We start from the raw sequence: 19,515 nt of genomic DNA on the forward strand, positions 1-19,515 counted from the left end.
GCGCCATGCCCCGCCATGCACAGCCCAGGCTGCGATTGACGCAGTGCGGCTTGCTGTCAAAAATGAACGCCATGACACAAGTGCTGAGCTCCATCGAGGCGCGGCTGGCGTCTCTCCCTGTTCCCGTGGCCGTGATCCTGCCGTCCGGCCAGCGCGCCGGTCCTGCGGATGCGCAGGTGGTGCTGCATTTCCAGTCCATGGCGGCCATGGCCAGCCTGGCGGCCGGGCAGATAGGGACACTGGGCAGTGCCATCGTGGAGGGGCTGGTACGCATCGATGGCCGCATGCGCGACGTGATGGCGGTGGCCGCCAGCCTGCTGCAATCCGATCCGGTGCGCGGCACATCGCACTGGTGGGTGCATGCCATGGCCCGCATGCGCTCCATGGCCGCGCACACACTGGCGCGCGACGCCCAGCAGATCCAGTTCCACTACGACATCTCCGACGACTTCTACGGCCTGTGGCTGGACCCGCGCCGCGTCTATTCCTGCGCCTACTTCCGCGATCCGCAGATGACGCTGGCCCAGGCCCAGGAGGCCAAGCTCGACCACATCTGCCGCAAGCTGGACCTGCGGCCCGGCGAGCGTTTCCTGGACATCGGCGCGGGCTGGGGCGCGCTGCTGCTGTGGGCGGCCGAGCATTACGGCGTCACCGCCACGGGCATCACGCTCTCGCACAACCAGCACCGCCATGTGCAGCAGCTGATTGCCGAGCGCGGCCTGCAGGGCAGGGTGGACATGCAACTGCTGGACTACCGCGCGCTGGCGCCCGGCCAGCCCTTCGACAAGATAGGCTCGGTGGGCATGTTCGAGCATGTGGGCCAGGCCCAGCTGCCCGAGTACTTCCAGACCGTGCACCGCCTGCTGCGCCCGGGCGGCATGGCGCTGATCCACGGCATCACCGCGGGCGGCGTGGACAACACCCAGCTGGGCGCGGGCATGGGCGAGTTCATCGACCGCTACATCTTCCCCGGCGGCGAGCTGATGCATGTGAGCCGCGTGCTGCACGACATGGGCCACAGCGGGCTGGAAATGGTGGACACGGAGAACCTGCGGCCCCACTACGCACGCACGCTGTGGAACTGGTCCGACGCACTGGAGGCCCAGCTGCCGCAGGCGCAGCGTATCCTTGAGCAGCATGCCGATGCCGAAGGTGCCGCCAAGGTGCTGCGCGCCTACCGGCTCTATCTGGCGGGTTGCGCCATGGGCTTCGAGCGCGGCTGGATCGCCCTGCACCAGATGCTGTGCACGCATCCCGACGGACGGCTGCAGTCGGGGTCCATGGTGGGAGCCCAATCGGACTATGCTTTCAACCGCGAGTACATGTACCGCTGAGTGCATGACACGCCACACAGAAAAAGGATAGCCATGCTCTACAAGTTCAAGTCCCGTGCCACGGCCGACGTCATCATGCTCGAATCCAACGGCCGCCAGGTCCTGGAGATCGTCGGCAAGACGCCCGGCGCCAGCGGCATCATCACCGTCCAGCAGATCCCGGCCGCCATCGATGCGCTGGAAGCCGCCGTGGCCGATGACGATGCCCGCCGCAAGGCCAACCAGGAAGAGGATGCGCAGGATGGCGACCAGGACAATGCCGCACCGGGCGCACGCGATGCCGTCAGCCTGCGCCAGCGCGCTGCGCCCATGATCGACATGCTGCGCCGCAGCGCCGCCGAGAACAGCGACGTCACCTGGTAAGCCGGCGGCCCCCGCTGGCCCGTCAGGCGTTGATGCCCTTCATGCCTTCCTCCGTATAGCGCTGCCCGGCCACGGGCAGCTCGTCGCTGGCGCGCCGCAGCTCGTCCAGCTCGCCGGGCGTCAGTGCCACGGACAGCGCGCCCAGGTTGTCCTGCAGATGGGCGATGCGCCGGGTGCCCGGAATGGGCACCACGTCCAGCCCCTGGGCCAGCAGCCAGGCCAGGGCGATCTGCGCAGGCGTGCTGCCCTTGCGCTGCGCCAGGGCCGATACGGCACCCACCAGGGCCTGGTTGGTGTCGATGTTGCCGGGCTGAAAGCGCGGCAGGCTGGCGCGGAAATCGCCCTGCTCGAAGGCCGTGCCGCCATGAAAGCGTCCCGTGAGAAAGCCGCGCCCCAGCGGCGAATAGGCCACCAGCCCCACGCCCAGCTCGCGGCAGGCGGGCAGCACCTCGTCCTCCACCTCGCGCGTCCACAGCGAATACTCGGTCTGCACCGCCGCCACCGGGTGCACGGCATGGGCGCGGCGCAGCGTGGCTGCGCTGACCTCGCACAGGCCGATGCGGGCGATCTTGCCTTCCTGCACCAGGCCCGCCAGGCCTTGCATGGTCTCTTCGATGGGCCGCGTGGCATCGACGCGGTGCACGTAGTACAGGTCGATGCGCTCCACGCCCAGGCGCCGCAGCGAGTCCTCGCAGCTTTGCCGCGCGTACTGCGCGCTGTTGTCGATGCTGCGCCGGTACTCCCCGGCCTTGCGCACGATGCCGAACTTGGTGGCGATCTTCACGCGCGGGCGGCGCGATGCCAGGAAGCGGCCGATCAGCTCCTCGTTGTGGTGCGGCCCGTAGACATCGGCCGTGTCCAGGAAGTCGATGCCGGCCTCCACGGCATGGTCCAGCGCCTGCAGCGCCAGGGCGTCGTCGCGCGGGCCATAGAACTCGCTCATGCCCATGCAGCCCAGGCCCAGGGCGGATACCTGCAGATCGTGGCCAAGTGTGCGTTGTTGCATTGCATATCCTCTTGCTGAAACAAGGGGCCAGTATGGTTTTCCGGGGTGGGCTTGCCTACTGAGAAAATCGCGCTTCGATCTTCCATTTCCGGAAAACATTTCCGCAAAGGCTCTGCGCAAGGGCTTTCCAGGAAAACCAAGGAGCACTTCATTGCAGTGGGACGACGCCCGCATCTTCCTGGCCATTGCCCGCGCCGGCAGCCTGAACGGCGCCTCGGCCGCGCTGGGGCTGGGCGTGGCCACGGTCTCGCGCCGGCTGGACCGGCTGGAGTCCGCGCTGGCCATGCCGCTGTTCAGCCGCCATCAGAGCGGCTATCGGCTCACGGCCGACGGCCAGGCGCTGCTGACCCCGGCCGAGACGCTGGAGCAGGCGGCCCAGGCCCTGGGCGATGCCGCGCACAGCCAGGCGCAGGTCGCGGGCGTGGTGCGGTTGGCCACGGCCGAGAACCTGGCCAACCCGCTGATCGTGCCCTCGCTGGCGCAGTTGTTCGCGCGCCATCCGGGGCTGCGCGTGCAGCTGGTCAGCGGCGTGCAGACGCTGAACCTGCACCGGCGCGATGCCGACCTGGCCGTGCGCATGACCCAGCCCGAGGCCGGCCACGTCACGATCCGGCGCCTGGGAACGCTGGGTTTCGGCTTGTACGGATCGGCCGGCCATGTTGCTGGCCGCGCTGGCCGGAGCGGCCCGGACCCCTTCGAAGGCGACGCCTTCATCGGCTGGGACGACAGCCAAGCCCACCTGCCCGCCGCACGCTGGATGGCGCGCGCCCTGCGCGGGCGTCCCTGCCGGCTGGAGACCAACACCCTGTCCGCGCAGATGGCCGCGGCCCAGGCGGGCCTGGGCCTGGCCGTGCTGCCGCATTTCCTGGCGCGGCAGGCGGGGCTGGTCTGCGTGGAGCCGCAGCTGGGCGTCGATCAGCCCATCTGGCTTGCCATGCATGCCGACCTTGCCCATTCGCGGCGGGTGCGGGCCGTGGCGGACCACCTCATTGAACTGTTCGAGCGGCGGCATGCCGAACTCGAAGGCCCGGCCTGAGCCGCAGCAGGGGCCGCGCGCCGTGTTAAACACGCACGCAGATTGCGAGAAAGAAAGGACTTCCATGCACCGCCTCCGTCATTCCTCCCGATTCCTGCCCTGGCTGGGCGCGCTGGCCGCCACGCTGGCGCTGGCCGCCTGCGCCGACAGGCCCAAGGCGCCCACCGGCCCGCAGGCGCCCCCGGGAGCGGCGGCGGCCGTGTATTCGCTGCTGTTTCTGGACAACGCCTCCAACCTCGGCCCCAAGGCGGCGGCCTACTGCATAGGCAACGGCCGTGGATGGGCGCTGCTGGACCCCGATGCCGGCACGCTGGCCCTGCTCAGCGGCCAGAGCCAGGTGCGGCCGGCTTCGGCCTGCGACGTGGGCAAGGGCGGCGAGCAGGTGCTGGACCGGGCCAGCGGCCGGCCGGCGCTGATGTTCGGCGTCGAGCTTGTGCACTGCACGGCCTCGGGATCGCAATGCCTGATGCGCGGCAGCTACTACGAAGGTCCCGGCAACACGCAGAGCAACCTCTACAACGCAAGCCAGCGCGGCGGCAGCTGGCAGGCCGTGATGGCGCTGCGCGGGCCGGCGCCCTGAACCCTGCATCGCCGCTGTCGCGCCGTCCCCGCCAACGAAAAAGCCCGGCCGAAGCCGGGCTTGATCGTGGTTGCAACTGGGCGATCCGTCGCGGTGGTGGTCCTCGGGATCAGTCGGCGTAGGTGCCGGCTGCCTTGATGACCTTGCCCCACTTCTCGATCTCGGCCTGGACGAACTTCTTGTGGCCTTCGGGTTCGATGCGGCCGTCGCTGGCGATCACGGCGCCCAGGGCTTCCTGGCGCTTGATGAACTCGGGGTCCTTGAGGGCAGCCTTCATGGCCTCGTTGACCTTCTTGACGACGTCGGCCGGCGTGCCCTTGGGCGCGTACAGGCCATGCCAGATGGTGACCTGGAAGTCAGGCACGCCCACTTCGGCCAGCGTCGGCAGGTCCTTCAGTGCGGGCATGACCAGGCGCTTGGGCGTGGTCACGGCATAGGCCTGGACCTTCTTGGCCGTGATCTGGCCCGTGGTATTGGTGGTCTGGTCGCACAGCAGGTCGACCTGGTTGCCGATCAGGTCGGCGATGGCCGGCGCGGCGCCCTTGTAGGGCACGGGCGTCATTTCGGTCTTCATGGCCGCCTGCAGCATCAGGCCGCACAGGTGGGAGGCGGAACCGATGCCGGCATTGGCCAGGTTGACCTTGCCCTGGTTCTTGCCGATCCAGTCCTTGACCTCGGCGAAGTTCTTGGCCGGCAGGCTGGGGCGGCCGATCAGGGTCATGGGCACGTCGTTGATGATGCCGGCGTACTCGAAGTCGTTGAGCACGTTGAACGACAGCTTGCGGTACAGCGACGGGATCGTGGACATGCCGATGTGGTTGATCAGCAGCGTGTAGCCGTCAGGGCGGGCACGTGCAGCCTTGGCCGTGCCGATGGTGCTGCCGGCGCCGTCGGCGTTGTCCACCACGATGGTGGCATTGTTCAGATGCTTGCGCATGGACTCGGCCAGATCGCGGGCCACCTTGTCGGTCGGGCCGCCTGCGGTGAACGGCACGATGAGGGTGATCGTCTTGCCTGCGGCAGGATAGTCCTGCGCATGAGCGCCAATGGCTGCGCCGGCTGCCAGGGCGATGGCTGCGATCTTGAACAATGCTTTCATAGTGTCTCCAGGTGAATGGCGTGCAAATGATAGGGGGCGATGCGTTTTCGCCCTAAAGGGCAAACACGCAAAAGAAACCGAATGCACGAGGAGACGAATTTTAAGAATTGTTTCTATTGCGCCGCAGCAGATTCCCTTGCCATTGATCTAGTGCAAACCCTTGGAGGCTTGACAGGCGTCATGTTTTCAGGGATTGCGCCGGCTGCGCGGCGGCGCGGCCACCGTCCCCGCGCCTCGGTGGCTACTTGTACGACCTCGCGTCTTCGATCACCTTGCCGTCATTGGGCAGGGTGCCCGGCAGCACCATCTGCACGTCGCCGCGCAGCTTGGTCACTTCGCGCACCGCGTCGGACAACTGCTGGGCCAGGCCCGGCGAGGTCTCGCGGGTTTCGACCAGCAACTGCATCTGGTCATTGGCCATCTCGCCCGTGACCACCAGCCTTGCGCGCCCCACCTGCGGAAAGCGGCGCACGACGTCGGCAATCTGGCCCGGGTGCACGAACATGCCGCGCACCTTGGTGGTCTGGTCGGCGCGTCCCATCCAGCCCTTGATGCGTGCGTTGGTGCGGCCCGTGGGGCACTGGCCGGGCAGCACGGCAGAGAGGTCGCCCGTGCCGAAGCGGATCAGCGGGTAGTCGGGGTTGAAGGTGGTGATCACCAGTTCGCCCACCTCGCCGGGCGCCACGGGGTCGCCCGTGCCGGGGCGCACGATCTCGACGATGACCTGCTCGTCCAGCACCAGGCCTTCGCGCGCCTCGGTCTCGTAGGCGATCAGGCCCAGGTCGGCCGTGGCGTAGCACTGGTAGCCCGCGATGCCGCGCTCGGCCAGCCAGTCGCGCAGCGAGGGCGGAAAGGCCTCTCCGGAGACCATGGCCTTGGTCACGGACGGGATGGGCAGGCCCATCTCCACGGACTTTTCCACAATGATCTTGAGGAAGCTGGGCGTGCCCACGTAGCCGGCGGGACGCAGGTCGGCCATGGCCTGCACCTGCTGCTCGGTCTGGCCCGTGCCGCCTGCGAACACCGTGCAGCCCAGCGCATGGGCGCCGCTTTCCATCATCGAGCCCGCGGGCACGAAGTGGTAGCTGAAGCAGTTGTGCACCAGCTCGCCGGGCCGAAAGCCAGAGGCATGCAGCGCGCGCGCCATGCGCCAGTAGTCGGGGCGGCGGCTCTCGGGCTCGTAGATGGGGCCGGGGCTGCAGAACAGGCGCGGCATGGGCTGGCCCAGGCCGATGGCGTTGAAGCCGCCGAAGATCTGCGCGGGCCGCTGCTCGGCCTGGCGCTGCAGCAGCTCGTACTTGCGCGTCACCGGCAGGCGGGCCAGGGCCTCGCGGCTGGTGATCTGCGCGGCGTCGACGCCGTCCAGGATCCGGGCGAAGGCAGCCGACTGTTGCTGCGCATGGGCGATCTGTCGGGGCAGGGCGGCCAGCAGCGCTGCTTCGCGTTCGTCAGGGGTGCGCGTCTCCAGCGCGTCGTAGAAGGCACTCATGGCTAGTCCTGTATGTGGAAAAGGGCAGATGGAGTCCGGCCAGTGATAGTGGTTTATTCCAGAAATTCAGCAACGCCGTTGCCTGCGAAACCGGCGCGGCCCCAGGCGAGAGACACCGAGGAAGGGCCGCCCCGCACCGAGGGTGTCGTCCCCCCCGCGACGCGAGAGGGGGAAGGCGCGAAGCGACTCAGGGGGTATTCATGCAAGCCAGCGTTTTCTGCGCTTGTAGCTTTTCACGTCCTTGAAACTCTTGCGCTCGCCGCCGCCCACGCCCAGGTAGAACTCCTTGACATCCTCGTTGCTGGCCAGGTCCGAGGCTGCGCCGTCCATGACGATGCGGCCGCTTTCCATGATGTAGCCGTAGTCCGAGTACTTGAGCGCCATGTTGGTGTTCTGCTCGGCCAGCAGGAAGGTGACCTTTTCCTTGCTGTTGAGGTCGCGGACGATGTTGAACACCTCCTCGACGATCTGCGGGGCCAGGCCCATCGAGGGTTCGTCCAGGAGCACCATGCGCGGATTGGCCATCAGCGCGCGGCCGATGGCGCACATCTGCTGCTCGCCGCCCGAGGTGTAGGCGGCCTGCGAGGTGCGGCGCGTCTTCAGGCGCGGAAAGTAGTTGTAGACCTTCTCGAGGTTGGCCGCTATCTCGCCCTTGTCAGTGCGCGTGTAGCTGCCGGTCATGAGGTTTTCCTCGATGGTCAGGTGGGCGAAGCAGTGCCGCCCCTCCATGACCTGGACCACGCCGCGCTGCACCAGCTCGGAGGGCGTGAGGCTTTCGATACGTTCGCCCTCCAGCTCGATCGTGCCCTTGGTCACCTCGCCGCGCTCGCCCTTGAGCAGGTTGGAGATGGCGCGCAGCGTCGTGGTCTTGCCCGCGCCGTTGCCGCCCAGGATGGCCACGATGCTCTCGCGCGGCACCTGGAGCGAAACGCCCTTGAGCACCAGGATCACATGGTTGTAGATGACTTCGATGCCATTGACCACGAGCAGCGGATCGCTGGCGGCCGGGGCGGAGGTGGGTGCGGTGGTCATGGCGTCGTCCATGGGCGTTGATACGAAAGCGGAGTGCGGGGCCGCAACTCTCGAAGCATCTCTGCGCGGGGCATGCCCCAACTCAGGGACACCGAGGAAGGGCCGCCCCGCACCGAGGGTGTCGTCCCCCTCCCCCGCGAAGCGGGTAGAGAGGGCGAAGGCGCGCAAGCGCCTCAGGGGGTGCAAGTTCTAGCTTTTACGTTCTTTTCCTTGGCGTACTTGTCCGCGTACTCCTTGACCAGCGGTTCGACCATGGACTTGTCGGCCTGGTACCAGTCGGAGACCACCTTCCACTTGGCGCCATCCCACTGGGCGATGCGCGACCAGTCGGTGCCCAGGTGGTTGTCGCAGCTGGTCTTGACGGGGCGGATGATCTTGCCGAAGCCCAGCTCGTTGAGGCGCTCCTGCGTGAGGTTCAGGTTCTCCAGGCCCCAGCGCACCTGCTCGGAGGTCATGACCTTGCCCTTGCCGTATTTTTCCTGTGCCGTGCGGATGGCCTCCACCTGCAGCATGGAGATCACCATGCCGCGCGTATGGGCCATGGCGCCCAGTTCCTTGGCGTCGGTGGCCGTGCCCTGGCCCTTGTCGTAGACCATGGCCTTGACCTCGTCGTGCACCTTGTCGTGCTCGGCCGTGTTGTGGATGGTCACGGTGTTGTAGCCCTTGGCGCCGGCGCCGATGTCCTTCACGTCATGGTCCGAGCCGGCCCACCAGATGGAGTACATCTTCTCGCGCGGGTAGCCGGTGGCCTGCGCCTCGCGCACGGCCGTGGGCGTCATCACGCCGGCCGACCACAGCAGCACGTAATCGGGGCGCTGCTGGCGGATCTGCAGCCAGGTGGACTTCTGCTCCACGCCGGGCGCCGTCACGGGCAGCAGCGTCAGGTCGAAGCCTTCCTTGGCAGCGCGCTTTTGCAGCAGCGGAATGGGTTCCTTGCCATAGGGCGAGTCGTGGTAGACCAGGGCGATCTTCTTGCCCTTGAGGCTGCCCTTTTCCTTCTTGAGGATGTCCTGGATGATGGAGTCGGCCGCCGTCCAGTAGTTGCCCAGCAGCGGGAAGTTCCACTCGAAGACCTTGCCGTCGGCCGACTGCGACAGGCCGTAGCCCGTGGTGATGATGGGCATCTTGTCGCCGGGCGCCTTGTCCGTCACGGCGAACGTGATGCCGGTGGACTGCGGATCGAAGCCCGCCGCGCCGCCGCCCTTGCCCTTCAGGCGCTCATAGCACTCCACGCCCTTGGCCGTGTCGTAGGCCGTCTCGCATTCCTCGTAGGCGATCTTCACGCCATTGATGCCGCCCTTGGCGTTGACCAGCTTGATGTAGTCCTGCTTGCCATCGGCCCATGGAATGCCCAGCGGAGCGAACTGGCCCGTGCGGTAGACCAGCAGCGGCACGAACTGGTCCTGGGCCTGGACGGCGGGGGCGGCCACGAGGCCGCCGATTCCGGCTGCGACGGTGGCGGCGGCGATGGCGACTTTCTTGAACATCATGACGTTGTCTCCTAGTTGGCTGGGGAAGATTCCCCGGTTATCCGGCACTCTGTGGCGCCCTGTCTCGATCAGAATCAAACATTCCATGTTTCCTGGCGCCATCTGTGGAACTGGCGAGCCCCAGGTCAGGGACACCGAGGAAGGGCCGCCCCGCACCGAGGGTGTCGTCCCCCTCCCTCGCGTAGCGAGTAGAGAGGGGGAATGCGCGAAGCGACTCAGGGGGTGTCATATCAATGCGGGAAGGGCCAGACGCGAAGCTTTTGCCTTGCCGTTGCCCACAGCTTCGCGAGTCCGTGCGGCTCCACGATCAGGAAGAACACGATCAGCGCACCGAAGATCATGTGCTCCAGGTAGGTCGCCGTGGCCGTGGACAGCGGCAGGCCCAGCCAGTGAGGCACCTGGGTGAGCAGCAGCGGCAGCAGCACGAAGAAGGCCGCGCCGAAGATGCTGCCGACCACCGAACCCAGGCCGCCGATGATGATCATGAACAGCAGCTGCAGCGAGCGGTCCAGGCTGAAGGCCGCAGGCTCCCAGGCACCCAGGTGTACGAAGCCCCACAGCGCGCCGGCCACGCCGACGATGAAGCTGCTCACGGCAAAGGCGCTGAGCTTGGCGTAGGTCGGGCGGATGCCGATCACGCTGGCGGCCACGTCCATGTCGCGCATGGCCATCCATTCGCGGCCGATGGCGCCCCGCACCAGGTTCTTGGCGGCCAGGCCCAGCAGGCACAGGATGCCCAGGCACAGCAGGTACTTCTCCATGGGCGTGTCGATCTTCCAGCCCATGATGGACAGCGGGCCCGCGCTCACCGAGCCCGAGGAGGAGTTGTTCGTCACCCAGGCGGCGCGGCTGGTCAGCCAGTCCACGAAGAACTGGGCGGCCAGCGTGGCCACGGCCAGGTACAGGCCGCGGATGCGCAGGCTGGGCAGGCCGAAGATCACGCCGAAGACCATGGCCAGCACGCCGCCGCCGATCAGGGCCACCAGCAGCGGCATGCCCTCGAAGCGCACCTGCAGGTTGTAGGCCGCGTAGGCGCCCACGGCCATGAAGGCGCCGGTGCCCAGCGAGATCTGGCCGCAGTAGCCGACCAGGATGTTCAGCCCCAGCGCCGCCAGCGACATGATCAGGAAGGGGATCAGCACGGCCTGGAAGGTGTAGTCGCTGACGCTGAAGGGAATCACCAGGAAGGCGACGGCCAGCAGCGCCACGATGGCCCAGCGGTCCTGGGCGACGCCGAAGATCTGCTGGTCGGATGCGTAGGTCGTCTTGAATTGACCGTTCTCACGATAAAACATGTGCAGGTTCTCCGTAACGGTCAAACGCGATCAATGATTTTGTCGCCGAACAGCCCCTGGGGCCGCACGAGCAGGAAGCACAGGGCCAGGCCGTAGGCGAACCAGGTCTCGATGCCGCCGCCGACCATGGGGCCCAGGTAGACCTCGGAGAGCTTCTCGCCCACGCCGATGATCAGGCCGCCGATGATGGCGCCGGGCAGCGAGGTCAGGCCGCCCAGGATCACCACGGGCAGGGCCTTCAGGGCCACCAGCGACAGCGAGTACTGCACGCCCAGCTTGGAGCCCCAGATGATGCCCACCACCAGGGCCACGCCGCCGGCCACCGACCAGACGATGACCCAGATGCGCGACAGCGGGATGCCGATGGACTGCGCCGCCTGGTGGTCGTCGGCCACGGCGCGCAGCGCGCGGCCGGTCTTGGTCTTCTGGAAGAACACGCTGAGCGCGGCCACCAGCAGCGCGGCGATGCAGGCCGCATACAGGTCTTCCTGGCTCAGCAGCACGCCGCCCTCGAACAGGCCGTCGAGGATGAACATGGGGTCCTTGGGCATGCCCACGTTGATGCTGTAGACGGCGCTGCCGAAGATCATCGGGCCCAGTCCGTCGAGCAGGTAGGCGATGCCCAGCGTGGCCATCAAGAGCGTGATGGGCTCCTGGTTGACCAGGTGGCGCAGCGCCAGCCGCTCGATCACCCAGGCCACGACCACCATGATGGCCAGCGACACGCAGATGGCCAGCAGGTTGGTGAACCAGCCCGGCTCCATGCCGATCCACTTCGGGATCCACTCGGAAAAGCGCGCCATGGCCAGGGCCGAGAACAGCACCATCGCGCCCTGGGCGAAGTTGAACACGCCCGAGGCCTTGAAGATCAGCACGAAGCCGATGGCGATCAGCGCGTACAGCGTGCCTACCATGAGGCCGCCGAACAAGGTTTCCAGAAAAAATCCCATGTCAGTCCCCTCAGTGGCTGGTGCCAAGGTAAGCGCGGATCACGTCTTCGTTCTGGCGCACCTCGTCGGGTGCGCCGTCGCCGATCTTCTTGCCGTAGTCCAGCACCACGACGCGGTCGCTGATGTCCATGACCACGCCCATGTCGTGCTCGATCAGCACGATGGTGGAGCCGAACTCGTCGTTCACATCGAGGATGAAGCGGCACATGTCCTGCTTTTCCTCCACGTTCATGCCGGCCATGGGCTCGTCCAGCAGCAGCACCTGCGGCTGCATGGCCAGGGCGCGGCCCAGGTCCACGCGCTTTTGCAGGCCGTAGGGCAGCTGGCCCACGGGGGTCTTGCGGTAGGCCTGGATCTCCAGGAAGTCGATGATGTGCTCGACGAACTCGCGGTGGCGGATCTCCTCGCGCTGGGCCGGGCCCAGGCGCAGGGCCTGCATCAGGATGCCGCTTTTGATCTGCAGGTTGCGGCCGGTCATGATGTTGTCGATCACGCTCATGCCCTTGAACAGCGCCAGGTTCTGGAAGGTGCGCGCCACGCCCATCTCGGCCACCTGGCGGCTGTTCATGTGGCTGAAGGTCTTGCCCCGGAAGGTGATCGATCCCTCGGACGGGGTGTACACGCCGTTGATGCAGTTGAGCATCGAACTCTTGCCTGCGCCGTTGGGGCCGATGATGGAGCGGATCTCGTGCTCGCGCACATCGAACGAGATGTCCGTCAGCGCCTTCACCCCGCCGAAGCGCAGGCTGATGTTCTTGATGTCGAGGATGACATCGCCGATCTTCTTGTGGGTCATGTCAGCGGCTCCGGTCAGGCCCTGGCGGTGGCAGCCACCGAATGGGTTTTGGCATCGATGATGGACAGCGTGGCGCTGACGCTGCCCGTGCGGCCGTCCTCGAACTTGACCTGGGTCTCGATGAACTGCTCACGCTTGCCCGTGTACAGCGCATCGACCAGCACGCCGTACTTGTCGGCAATGAAGCCGCGGCGCACCTTGCGCGTGCGGGTCAGCTCGTCGTCGTCGGGGTCCAGCTCCTTGTGCAGCACCAGGAAGCGCGCCACCTGCGTGTCGGCCATACCGGCTTCGGCGGCCAGGTCGGCGTTCACCTGGGCCACGCAGTCGGCCACCATCTCCAGCACCTTGGCCTTCGATGCCAGGTCCACATAGCCGCCGTAGGGCAGGCCCTGGCGCTCGGCCCAGTTGCCCACGGCCTCGTAGTCGATGTTGATGAAGGCGCAGACCTGGTCGCGACCGTGGCCGAAGCACACGGCCTCCTTGATCTGGGGGAAGAACTTGAGCTTGTTCTCGATGTAGTTGGGCGCGAACATGGCGCCCCGGCTGGTCTTGCCCACGTCCTTGGCGCGGTCGATGATGCGCAGCTGGCCGCTGGCGTCGATCACGCCGGCATCGCCCGTATGGAACCAGCCGTCAGCATCCACCACTTCGGCCGTGGCATCGGGGCGCTTGTAGTACTCCTTGAGCACGGACACGCCCTTGAGCAGCACCTCGCCGTTGTCGGCGATCTTCAGCTCGATGCCCGGTGCGGCCTGGCCCACGCTGCTCAGTTCCACCTGCCCGTCGCGCTGTATGCACACATAGGCGCAGGTCTCGGTCTGGCCGTAGAGCTGCTTGAGATTGATGCCGATGGAGCGGAAGAAGCGGAACAGCTCGGGCCCGATGGCCGCACCTGCCGTATAGGCCACGCGGATGCGCGACAGGCCCATGGCATTGCGCAGCGGGCCGTAGATGCACAGGTCGCCCAGCGCGTACTTCAGGCGGTCCAGCGCGCCCACCTTCTTGCCGTCCAGGATGTCCGATCCCACGCGCCGCGCCACGGCCATGGCGCGGCCGTACATCCACTGCTTGAACGGCGCGGCATCCTCCATGCGGATGGACACCGAGGTCAGCATGCCCTCGAAGATGCGCGGCGGCGCGAAGTAGTAGCTGGGGCCGATCTCGCGCAGGTCAATGGACACGGTCGAGGCCGACTCCGGGCAGTTGATGGTGAAGCCCGCCACCAGCCACTGCGCGAAGGAAAACAGGTGGTCGCCCACCCAGGCCGGAGGCAGGTAGGAGATCACGTTGTCGCCAGGGCCCAGGCGGTCCACCTGCACACCGCCGCGTGCCGACTCGCCAAAGCTGCGGTGGGTCTGGCACACGCCCTTGGGCTTGCCCGTCGTGCCCGAGGTGTAGAGGATGACGGACACGTTGTCGGGCGACAGCGCCGCCAGCATGGCATCCCAGGCGCCCGGGTGGGCGGCCTCCCATTCCTTGCCCTTTTGCAGCAGCGCCTCGGTGCTGATCAGCCCCGGCTGGTCGTAGTGGCGCAGGCCGCGCGGGTCGTCATAGATGATGTGGCCCAGGCCGCGGACGCTCTCGCGCACCTCCAGCAGCTTGTCCACCTGCTCCTGGTTCTCGGCGAAGGCGAAGTCGATCTCGGCATCCTCGATGACGAAGCGCATCTCGGCCGCCACCGCGTCCTGGTACAGCGGGATCGGCACGGCGCCCAGCGCCTGCACGGCCAGGAAGCCCATGTAGACATGGGGCCGGTTGTCGCTGATGAAGGCCAGATTCTGGCCGCGTGCCAGGCCCAGCGCCGCCAGGCCGCAGGCCATGTGGCGCACGGTCTGCGCGGCCTCGCTCCAGCTCCAGGTCTGCCAGATGCCGTATTCCTTCTCGCGCAGCGCCGGTGCCTGTGGGCGCTGGGCAGCATGCTGGAGCAGCAGGTGCGGGAACGTGGTCGTCATTCCATGTCCTTGGTTGTTCGTGGATGGTGGCCGCGTGGTGCAAATGCCCAGGCTGAGACCCACCGGCTTGGACTGCATCGTAGGACTGGCTTTGACGCCGTGGTGTCTGTTTGACGACAATCTTCGGGAAACTCATCATCGGGAAAACGCGCCGTAACAAATGGTGCCAAAACGGTCTCATTGCCCGTTGGGGGGCTTGCGCTCCAGCCCGTTCGCAGCGGGTCGCCGTCCTTCTGGAAATCCCGCTCACGCCAGCCACTGGCCTCGGGCAATGCTTGGGTGGTTTTGTTGATTCATCCGCGCACCCTCGCCGCGACTCCATGAGCCAAGAACTGTCACTGCACCAGCGCCGCCGTGCGCCCCGACCCGAGGAACTCGATGGCATTCCCTGGCTGGCCCTGCTCCAGCCCGCCGAGCGCGAGCGCGCGCACAAGGCGCTGGTCGTCGGCGACGCACAGTCCGGCGACTACGTCTGCCGCACCGGCCGCGCACCCACCTACTGGTTCGGTGTGGTCGAAGGCCTGCTCAAGATGAACACCGATGGCGCCGATGGCGCCAGCATGACGCTGGCCGGCCTGCCTCCGGGCGGCTGGTTCGGCGAGGGCACGGCCGTCAAGCGCGAGCCCTACCGCTACAACGTGCAGGCCATCCGCAAAAGCGTGGTCGCCGGCCTGCCCATCGACACCTTCCACTGGCTGCTGGACCACTCCATCGGCTTCAACCGCTTCGTCATGAGCCAGCTCAACGAGCGCCTGGGCCAGTTCATCTCGGCCCGCGAAATCGACCGCCTCACCAACCCCGACCTGCGCGTGGCCCGCAGCCTGGCGGCGCTCTTTCACCCGCTGCTGTATCCCGGCGTCGGCGAGGTGCTGCGCATCACCCAGCAGGAGCTGGCCTACCTGGTGGGCCTGTCACGCCAGCGCGTCAACGAGGCGCTGTCCGTGCTGCAGCGCGAAAACGCCATCGTCGTGGAGTACGGCGGCCTGCGCGTGCTCGACCTGGAAGCGCTGCGCAGCGGGCTGTTTGCGACGGCGCGGCGGGCGGCCTGAGCATGCGCGGCGTCCGCTTTGGCGCCGTACCCATCGGCATGGACCAGTACCGATGCATGTCACCATGAAATTTTGAAAAGTATTGAAAATCGTAGTAGAACTACGATTGGAAGGAAATATCAAAGTTGCCCGTGTTTGGAATAGGTGCTTGAATCGCAGCATGACTACGACCGGGGCAAGCAAATTAAACGCGCTCTACACGCAGCTGCCTGCGGGCACACCCATCACCTCGCAGGATCTGGCAGGGCTGGGCATCTCCGCAGACCTGGCTGTCCATTACGTGCGCGCGGGCTGGCTGAAGCGCCTGATGCGGGGGGTCTTCTGCCGGCCCAACGACAGTCTGGCCCTGCATCCGAGCCTGGGCGTGCTGCAGCGCCGCCTGGAGGGCCTGCATGTGGGGGGCAAGTCGGCGCTGGACTGGTACGGCATGCGCCAGTATGTGGCGCAGCAGCCGGTGCTGCAGCTGTATGGCTGGGCCGCCGGGCAGCTGCCGCCATGGTTCACCGAGCGTTTTCCCGCTGAATACCACCGCAAGAGGCTGTTCGACGAGCAACCCGGTGCCTTGCTGCATGTCGGGCCCTTCGAACAACGCAGCGGTGCCGCCCAGGTCTCGGCGCCGGAGCGTGCACTGCTGGAGCTTCTGAGCGATGTGGGCGTGCGCCAGCCGCTGCAGGAAGCCAGGGAGCTGGTGGAGAGCGCGTACAGCCTGCGCGCCGATGTGCTGCGTGAACTTCTGCAGCGCTGCACCAGCGTCAAGACCGTGCGCCTGTGCCTTCAACTCGGGCGCGAGGGGGCGCTGCCCTGGGTCGCCAGGCTGGAGACGGCCTCGCTGCCGACGGGAAGCGACAGGCCCTGGGTGTCCCGGTCGGCCGAGGGCCTGTTGGTGCTCAAGCCATGAACCAGACCTATCTCGATACCGCGCGCATGTTGACACAGGTCGCGCCGCTGGTGTTTGTGGATGACACGTTCGCGCTGAAGGGCGGAACCGCGATCAACCTGTTCGTGCGCGATATGCCGCGTCTGTCCGTTGATCTGGACCTGGTGTTTCCCGACCACAGGCCGTCGCGCGACGAGGCGCTGCAACGGATCAATGAGGCCATCCGGCAAGCGGCTATACGCCTGACGAAGCGGGGCTTCCAGACCCATGCGCCGGTGGCTGCAGCGGGCCAGACCAAGCTGCTGGTGCGCCGCGGTCCCGTGCAGGTCAAGATCGAAGTGAACTATGTCATGCGGGGCACGGTGCTGCCGGTGCGGCAGGCCTCGCTCACGCCAACTGCGCGCGATGTGCTGATGGCCGACCTGGAGATTCCCGTGGTCTCGGCAGAGGACGTGTACGGCGGCAAGCTTGTGGCCGCCCTGGACCGGCAGCACCCGCGTGATCTGTTCGATGTGATGCAGCTGTTCGCGCACGGCGGCATCACTCCTGGCATCCGGCGCGCGTTCGTGGTCTATCTGGCCTGCAGCAACCGGCCGTTGCACGAAGTGCTGTTTCCTCCCTTGCGTGATGTCCGGCACGATTTCGAAAACAACTTCCGGGGCATGACGGCCGAGCCTGTGTCGCTGCAATCTCTGCTCGCAGCACGCGAGCGGTTGCTGCGGGAGCTCCAGCAAGGGCTGGATGCCAGTGAGCGGCGCTTTTTGCTGTCGCTGGCCGCAGGAGTCCCCGATTGGCCGGCGCTGGACATCGCCCATCTCGAACACCTGCCCGGCGTGCGATGGAAGGTGCAGAACCTGGCGCAGCTGCGCACGTCCCATCCCCGCAAGTTCGCCGAGCAGGCGGACCTGCTGGCCGCACGGCTGGCCATCTGACGCCAGCACTGCACATTTTCAGATCACGCCCTCGCGCCGCAGCCTCTCCTGCTGCTGCGCATCCAGCCCCAATGCCGCATAGATGCGTGCATTGTCCTGGCCGGTGGCCGGGCCGCTGCGGGGCGAAGGGGCCTGGCGGCCGGTGAAGCGTGGCACGGGCGCGGGGGCGGTGAGGGGGCCCAGGTCGGGGTCGGGCAGCGCGATGAAGCTGCCGCGTGCCGCGAAATGCGGGTCCTGCAGCGCGTCCTCGGCCGAACAGACCTTGCTGAACGGGATGTCGTGCGCGGCCAGCGCGGCCATGGCCTGGGTGCAGTCCAGGCCTGCGCACCATTGCACGATCAGCGCATCCAGCGCCTGCAGGTGGCGGATGCGCGCGGCGTTGTCCGCAAAGCGCGGGTCGGCGGCCAGGTCGGCGCGGTCCATGGCCTGGCACAGGCGCGCGAAGATGGCATCGCCCGTGGCGACCACGGTGAGCCAGGCGCCGTCGCGCGTGCGGTAGACGTTGGAGGGCGCCGTGTAGCCCGCGCACGATCCCGTGCGGCTGCGTGCCTGTCCGCCCAGCTGGTACTCGGCCGCCAGCGGGTCCAGCAGGCGCAGCATGGCTTCGGTGGCCGACAGGTCGATCTCCAGGCCGCGCCGTTCGCCTGGAGGCTGTGCATTGCGCTCGGCCAGTGCGGCCGCGATGGAGAAGGCGCCGAACAGACCGGCCACGGCATCGCCCAGCGGGTAGTTCATGTGCTGGGGCGGGCCGCCCGCCTCGCCCGTGAGGTGGGCGAAGCCGCTCATGGCCTCGAAGATGCGCGCAAAGCCCGGCCGGCGCGCATAGGGGCCGGTCTGGCCGAAGCCCGTCAGGCGCAGCACGATGAGGCGCGGGTTGCGGGCATGCAAGGTGGCCAGGTCCAGCCCCCAGCGGTCCAGCGTGCCGGTGCGGAAGTTCTCCACCAGTACGTCGAAATCCTCGATCAGCCGCAGGAACAGCGTGCGGCCCTCGGCCTTGCGCACGTCCAGCGAGATGCCCTGCTTGCCCCGGTTGGCGGTTTTCCAGAACACGGCGTGGCCGTCGTGCACGGGGGCCAGGCTGCGCAGCGTGTCGCCGCCGCCGGGCAGCTCCAGCTTGACGACGTCGGCGCCCAGGTCGCCGCACAGCGTGGCCGAGAAGGGCGCGGCCAGCACCGTGGCCATGTCGAGGATGCGCACACCCTCCAGCGGATAGCCTTGGCGCTGCATCAGTTGCCTTTCAGGTCCACGTTCTTCAGCACGGGCTCCCAGGCGCGGCGGTCTTCGGCCACGCGCTGGTGGAAGTCCGCCGCCTGCGTGGGCAGCGGCGTGGCGCCCAGGCGCGCCAGCTTGTCGCGTGTCTCGGGCAAGGCCATGGCCTTGGCCAGCGCCTGGTTGAACGTGGCCACGATCTGCTGCGGCGTGCCCTTGGGCGCGGCCAGGCCCACCCACAGGCCGGTGTCCAGCCCGGCCACGCCCAGCTCGGCAAAGGTGGGAATGTCGGGCGCGGCGGGCGAGCGGCTCTTGCCGGTCTGCGCCAGGATGCGGATCTGCCCGCCCTGCATGTAGGGCAGGGTGCCGCCCAGGTTGTTGCACATCACCGGGATGTGGCCGGCCATGAGGTCGTTGACGGCCGGGGCGTTGCCCTTGTAGGGCAGGTGCTGCATCTTGGTGCCGAGCCGGTGGTTGACCATCTCGCAGACCAGGTGCGAGGGCGTGGCCGTGCCGGCCGAGCCGAAGGACAGCGTGCCGGGCCTGGCCTTGTCGGCCGCCACCAGTTCGGCCAGCGTGCGGTAGGGGGTCTTGGCGTTGACGGCGATGACGTTGGGCAGGTCGGCCACCAGGCCGATGTACTCGTAGTCGGTCAGCGGATTCCACTTGAGGTTGGCGTGCACATGGGGCAGGAAGACATTGCTCAGGCCTGCCATGAGCAGGGTGTAGCCGTCGGGCGCGGCGCGGGCCACGAGTTCCGAGCCGACCAGGCTGCCCGCGCCCGGCTTGTTCTCCACCACCACGGGCTGTCCCAGGGCCTTGCCCAGTTCCACCGACAGCGCTCGGGCCACGAGGTCGGTGCTGCCGCCTGCGGGAAAGGGAACGATCACGCGCACGGGCCGATCGGGAAAAGTCGCTTGGGCCGTCTGTGCCGCTTGGGCCGCCTGGGTAGCCTGCGCGCAGGCACACAGCGCGGCCAGCAGGCCCAGGGTGGCCAGGTGCTTCGAGGTGAGGGGGCGTTTCATG

Annotated in this window: 18 protein-coding genes; 7 read left to right on the forward strand and 11 right to left on the reverse strand. The window is 67.3% G+C overall.

Annotation, left to right across the window (positions count from 1 at the left end; genetic code table 11):
• Nucleotides 1-5 precede the first annotated feature (5 nt).
• Together ACF8ML_RS24395 and ACF8ML_RS24400 are read left to right on the forward strand one after the other, a co-directional pair.
• Entirely contained in the window at nt 6-1,334 is a 1,329-nt protein-coding gene (locus ACF8ML_RS24395) for a class I SAM-dependent methyltransferase (protein ID WP_016446604.1), read from the forward strand.
• Nucleotides 1,335-1,367: 33 nt separating this feature from the next.
• Nucleotides 1,368-1,697, forward strand: coding sequence for a DUF1840 domain-containing protein (locus ACF8ML_RS24400; RefSeq protein ID WP_016446603.1), 330 nt, complete (start codon nt 1,368-1,370; stop codon nt 1,695-1,697).
• Nucleotides 1,698-1,719: 22 nt separating this feature from the next.
• On the opposite strand, the gene ACF8ML_RS24405 is transcribed toward ACF8ML_RS24400, so the two are convergent.
• The gene (locus ACF8ML_RS24405) at nt 1,720-2,703 is read right to left on the reverse strand and encodes an aldo/keto reductase (protein ID WP_392408210.1); all 984 of its coding nucleotides are present in this window, start codon (nt 2,701-2,703) and stop codon (nt 1,720-1,722) included.
• Between the two features lie 151 nt (nt 2,704-2,854).
• Here ACF8ML_RS24405 and ACF8ML_RS24410 point away from each other — a divergent pair, with 151 nt between their 5' ends.
• Both ACF8ML_RS24410 and ACF8ML_RS24415 read left to right on the forward strand, forming a co-directional pair.
• Entirely contained in the window at nt 2,855-3,739 is an 885-nt protein-coding gene (locus tag ACF8ML_RS24410) for a LysR family transcriptional regulator (protein ID WP_392408212.1), read from the forward strand.
• A gap of 64 nt (nt 3,740-3,803) precedes the next feature.
• Entirely contained in the window at nt 3,804-4,319 is a 516-nt protein-coding gene (locus ACF8ML_RS24415) for a hypothetical protein (protein ID WP_016446600.1), read from the forward strand.
• 109 nt (nt 4,320-4,428) lie between these two features.
• Here the strand turns inward: ACF8ML_RS24415 and ACF8ML_RS24420 are convergent, their stop codons facing one another.
• From ACF8ML_RS24420 to ACF8ML_RS24455, 8 genes are all read right to left on the reverse strand, one after another.
• Complete coding sequence (locus tag ACF8ML_RS24420) at nt 4,429-5,418, reverse strand: tripartite tricarboxylate transporter substrate-binding protein (protein ID WP_016446599.1); 990 nt, start codon at nt 5,416-5,418, stop codon at nt 4,429-4,431.
• A 241-nt stretch (nt 5,419-5,659) separates the two neighbouring features.
• Nucleotides 5,660-6,907, reverse strand: a complete 1,248-nt coding sequence (locus ACF8ML_RS24425) for a phenylacetate--CoA ligase family protein (protein WP_016446598.1) — start codon at nt 6,905-6,907, stop codon at nt 5,660-5,662.
• Between the two features lie 198 nt (nt 6,908-7,105).
• Nucleotides 7,106-7,939: an ABC transporter ATP-binding protein gene (locus ACF8ML_RS24430; protein WP_016446597.1), complete on the reverse strand. Its 834-nt coding sequence runs from the start codon at nt 7,937-7,939 to the stop codon at nt 7,106-7,108.
• Between the two features lie 173 nt (nt 7,940-8,112).
• The gene (locus ACF8ML_RS24435; protein ID WP_016446596.1) at nt 8,113-9,429 is read right to left on the reverse strand and encodes an ABC transporter substrate-binding protein; all 1,317 of its coding nucleotides are present in this window, start codon (nt 9,427-9,429) and stop codon (nt 8,113-8,115) included.
• A 230-nt stretch (nt 9,430-9,659) separates the two neighbouring features.
• Nucleotides 9,660-10,724, reverse strand: a complete 1,065-nt coding sequence (locus ACF8ML_RS24440; protein ID WP_016446595.1) for a branched-chain amino acid ABC transporter permease — start codon at nt 10,722-10,724, stop codon at nt 9,660-9,662.
• A gap of 20 nt (nt 10,725-10,744) precedes the next feature.
• Nucleotides 10,745-11,674 (reverse strand): branched-chain amino acid ABC transporter permease, encoded by a 930-nt coding sequence (locus ACF8ML_RS24445; RefSeq protein ID WP_016446594.1) that lies wholly within the window; start codon nt 11,672-11,674, stop codon nt 10,745-10,747.
• A 10-nt stretch (nt 11,675-11,684) separates the two neighbouring features.
• Nucleotides 11,685-12,470, reverse strand: a complete 786-nt coding sequence (locus tag ACF8ML_RS24450) for an ABC transporter ATP-binding protein (RefSeq protein WP_013804350.1) — start codon at nt 12,468-12,470, stop codon at nt 11,685-11,687.
• Nucleotides 12,471-12,484: 14 nt separating this feature from the next.
• A complete protein-coding gene (locus ACF8ML_RS24455) occupies nt 12,485-14,422 on the reverse strand; it encodes an AMP-dependent synthetase/ligase (protein WP_392408213.1) in 1,938 nt (645 codons plus the stop codon).
• 320 nt (nt 14,423-14,742) lie between these two features.
• Here ACF8ML_RS24455 and ACF8ML_RS24460 point away from each other — a divergent pair, with 320 nt between their 5' ends.
• The 3 genes from ACF8ML_RS24460 to ACF8ML_RS24470 all read left to right on the forward strand — a co-directional run bounded on the left by ACF8ML_RS24460 (nt 14,743) and on the right by ACF8ML_RS24470 (nt 17,280).
• Complete coding sequence (locus ACF8ML_RS24460; protein WP_016446592.1) at nt 14,743-15,471, forward strand: Crp/Fnr family transcriptional regulator; 729 nt, start codon at nt 14,743-14,745, stop codon at nt 15,469-15,471.
• 160 nt (nt 15,472-15,631) lie between these two features.
• Complete coding sequence (locus ACF8ML_RS24465) at nt 15,632-16,369, forward strand: type IV toxin-antitoxin system AbiEi family antitoxin (protein ID WP_016446591.1); 738 nt, start codon at nt 15,632-15,634, stop codon at nt 16,367-16,369.
• A complete protein-coding gene (locus ACF8ML_RS24470; protein WP_392408214.1) occupies nt 16,366-17,280 on the forward strand; it encodes a nucleotidyl transferase AbiEii/AbiGii toxin family protein in 915 nt (304 codons plus the stop codon). The genes ACF8ML_RS24465 and ACF8ML_RS24470 overlap by 4 nt, the downstream gene beginning before the upstream one ends.
• Before the next feature lie 18 nt (nt 17,281-17,298).
• Here ACF8ML_RS24470 and ACF8ML_RS24475 read toward each other — a convergent pair whose 3' ends face one another.
• The gene (locus ACF8ML_RS24475) at nt 17,299-18,507 is read right to left on the reverse strand and encodes a CaiB/BaiF CoA transferase family protein (RefSeq protein ID WP_392408215.1); all 1,209 of its coding nucleotides are present in this window, start codon (nt 18,505-18,507) and stop codon (nt 17,299-17,301) included.
• Nucleotides 18,507-19,514, reverse strand: coding sequence for a Bug family tripartite tricarboxylate transporter substrate binding protein (locus tag ACF8ML_RS24480; RefSeq protein ID WP_392408216.1), 1,008 nt, complete (start codon nt 19,512-19,514; stop codon nt 18,507-18,509). The genes ACF8ML_RS24475 and ACF8ML_RS24480 overlap by 1 nt, the downstream gene beginning before the upstream one ends.
• Nucleotide 19,515: the final 1 nt, after the last annotated feature.

Origin of the sequence: Delftia sp. WSY_10, from assembly GCF_043104705.1 — a bacterium.
Classification (GTDB): Bacteria; Pseudomonadota; Gammaproteobacteria; order Burkholderiales; family Burkholderiaceae_C; genus Comamonas; species Comamonas tsuruhatensis.